We start from the raw sequence: 3,169 nt of genomic DNA on the forward strand, positions 1-3,169 counted from the left end.
GCGCTGGTCGACCATCTCGGCCTCGGCGATTACGACCTCGGCGGCTATTCACTGGGCGGGCGGACGGCGGTGCGGATGGTGATCCTCGGCGCGCGGCCGCGGCGGCTGATCGTCGCCGGCATGGGGCTCAGGGGGCTGCTGAACACCGGCGGCCGCGCCCACCATTTCCGCAAGATCCTGACCGGCCTCGGCAGCCACAGCCGCGGCTCGCCCGGATGGCTGGCCGAGGCCTTCCTCAAGACCACCGGCGGCGATCCCGAGGCTTTGCTGCCCCTGCTCGGCAGCTTCGTCGATTCGACCGAGACGGAGATCCGGGGGATCGCGGTGCCGACCCTGGTGCTGGCCGGCGCCGAGGACCAGGACAACGGCCCGGCGGTCGACCTCGAGGCGGTGCTGCCCGACGCGCGCTTCGTCGAAGTGCCCGGCAACCACATGAGCGCGGTGACCAAGCCGGAGCTGGGCCGGGCGATCGCGGGGTTCCTGGCGGAATGACAGTCCTCCCCATCAGCGCGGAGCGCTGATGGGGAGGGGGACCGCGCGTAGCGCGGTGGAGGGGCAGGGTCGGTCAACCGAGGCTCGGCCCCTCCACCAGGCTTCGCCTGGTCCCCCTCCCCATGCGCTTCGCGTACAGGGAGGATTGGGGGGTGCTTGACCTCGCGCGCGGCCCGGGCGCAAGAGCGGCGGCATAATCGACCCGTGAGAGGATCGCTCCGCATGAAAATCCAGGTTTCCACCCTCGCCCTCGCATTCTGCCTGGCGGGATGCGCCACCGCGTCCGCCGATACGACCGACACCGCCTCCGCTGCCGACGGGGCGGCGCAGCCCGGTAGCCTGGAGGACGCGGCCGCCGACGTCGCCGCCGCTGCGAACGCCCCCGCGACCGTCGAGGACGCCAAGGCCTTCGTCGCGCGGGTCGAGAAGGAGCTCGGCGAGTTCGGCGTGGTCAACGCCCGGGCGCAATGGGTGAACGCGACCTACATCACCGAGGACACCGATGCGCTCGCCGCCTATTTCGGCACGATCGGCACCGAGATGCAGGTCAAATACGCCAACGAGGCGGCCAAATACGCGGGGCTTCAGGGCCTCGACTACGACACCAAGCGCAAGCTCGACATCCTGCGCTCGGCGCTGGTGCTGCCGGCCCCGACCACCCCGGGCGCGGCGGCCGAGCTCAACACGATCGCGACCCGCCTGCAGTCGACCTACGGCAAGGGCCGGGGGACGCTGAACGGCCAGGAGATGACCGGCAACGACCTCGAGGAGAAGATGGGCACGGTCCGCACCCCGGCCCAGCTCCAGGAGATGTGGACGAGCTGGCACAGCAATGTCGGCCGGCCGATGCGCAGCGACTATGTCCGCCTGACCGAGATCGCCAACCAGGGCGCCAAGGAACTGGGCTATCCCGACACCGGCGCGATGTGGCGCTCGCGCTACGACATGAGCCCCGACGAGTTCGCGGCGATGACCGACCGGCTGTGGAACGAGGTCAAGCCGCTCTACGAGCAGCTCCATTGCTACACCCGCACCAAGCTCAACCAGAAATATGGCGACCAGGTGCAGCCGGCGACCGGGCCGATCCGCGCCGACCTGCTCGGCAACATGTGGGCCCAGGAATGGGGCAACATCTACGACGTCGTCGCGCCCAAGGGGGCGGGGGACGTCGGCTACGACCTCACCGACCTGCTGGTGAAGGCCAAGTACACGCCCGAGAAGATCGTCAAGACCGGCGAGAGCTTCTTCACCTCCTTGGGTTTCGCGCCGCTGCCGGCGAGCTTCTGGACCCGCTCGATGATCACCGCGCCGAGGGACCGCGAGGTGATCTGCCACGCCTCGGCCTGGGACGTCGACAATGTCGAGGACCTGCGCATCAAGATGTGCACCAAGGTCAACGGCGACGATTTCGTCACCGTCCATCACGAGCTCGGCCACAATTTCTACCAGCGCGCCTACAACAAGCAGCCGTTCCTCTATCTCGACAGCGCCAACGACGGCTTCCACGAGGCGATCGGCGACACGATCGCGCTCTCCGTCACCCCCGAATATCTCGTCCAGATCGGCCTGCTGCCGCGTGGGCAAGTGCCGAGCGCCGACAAGGACACCGGGCTTTTGCTCCGCCAGGCGATGGACAAGGTCGCCTTCCTGCCGTTCGGGCTTTTGGTCGACCGCTATCGCTGGGGCGTGTTCAACGGCTCGATCGCGCCGACCGAGCTCGAGAAGGGCTGGAACGACCTCAGGCTCCAATACCAGGGCGTGGTGCCGCCGGTGCAGCGCAGCGAGACCGACTTCGACCCGGGCGCCAAATATCACGTGCCGGCGAGCGTGCCCTACACCCGCTACTTCCTCGCCCGCATCCTCCAGTTCCAATTCTACCAGGCCGCCTGCAAGCAGGCCGGCTGGACCGGGCCGCTCCACCGCTGCTCCTTCTACGGCAACAAGGAGGTCGGCGCGAAGCTGAACCAGATGCTGTCGATGGGCGCGTCGCGGCCCTGGCCCGAGGCGCTGGAGGCGTTCACCGGGACGCGCGAGATGTCGGGCAAGGCGATGCTCGACTATTTCCGCCCGCTGCAGGGCTGGCTCGAGCAGCAGAACCGCGGCAAGCAGTGCGGCTGGGGCGCGTGACGCGCGGCTGAAAGACAATCGGCTGAAAGTGGTACTTTCAGCCGGGCGGGGTGAGGGCGCCTTTTGCTGCGAGGGCGCCCGTCCCGCCGGTCCGACCTCCAGCCGTACTCGGGTCCTTCGACCCATTCCGTCATGCCGGCGGAAGCCGGAATCTCAGGCAGGATAAGGCGCGGCGCATCTGGAGCGCTCCATCAGCGCGGTGCGAACTCTCCCTGAGATCCCGGCCGACGCCGGGATGACGGGTGATGGACCGGACCGACGCTTGTTTGAGTTCGCTTGAACAGGTGTCCCGCCGGCTGTCGCCCCACTTGCCTCCTTCGATCCTCCGCGCAACACTCGCCATCGAAGCGTGAAGGGGGGAACGGATGCGGATGATATCGGGCGCCGTGGCGGCGGCGCTGCTGGCCGGTGCGGCGATGGCGCGGGCAGAGGCGCCGGCGCTCCAGCCCGGCGAGATGCTGCTCGAGGTGCACGGCGAGGGCCGGGTCGCGGCGCCGGCGGCGACCGTGACCGGGCGCTGGATGGTCACCGGGCGCGGCGCCAGCGCGGC

Annotated in this window: 3 protein-coding genes; all 3 read left to right on the forward strand. The window is 69.0% G+C overall.

The annotated features are described in order from the left end of the window. Window positions 1-492: alpha/beta fold hydrolase (locus E2493_RS20475; protein WP_135090573.1), on the forward strand; the 492-nt coding region annotated here is incomplete at its 5' end. 222 nt (window positions 493-714) lie between these two features. Continuing rightward, window positions 715-2,619, forward strand: coding sequence for a M2 family metallopeptidase (locus E2493_RS20480; protein WP_135090575.1), 1,905 nt, complete (start codon window positions 715-717; stop codon window positions 2,617-2,619). 365 nt (window positions 2,620-2,984) lie between these two features. Continuing rightward, window positions 2,985-3,169 (forward strand): hypothetical protein (locus E2493_RS20485; protein ID WP_225421625.1); only part of this gene is annotated, 185 nt, incomplete at its 3' end.

Origin of the sequence: Sphingomonas parva (ex Maeng et al. 2020), from assembly GCF_004564275.1 — a bacterium.
Classification (GTDB): Bacteria; Pseudomonadota; Alphaproteobacteria; order Sphingomonadales; family Sphingomonadaceae; genus Allosphingosinicella; species Allosphingosinicella parva.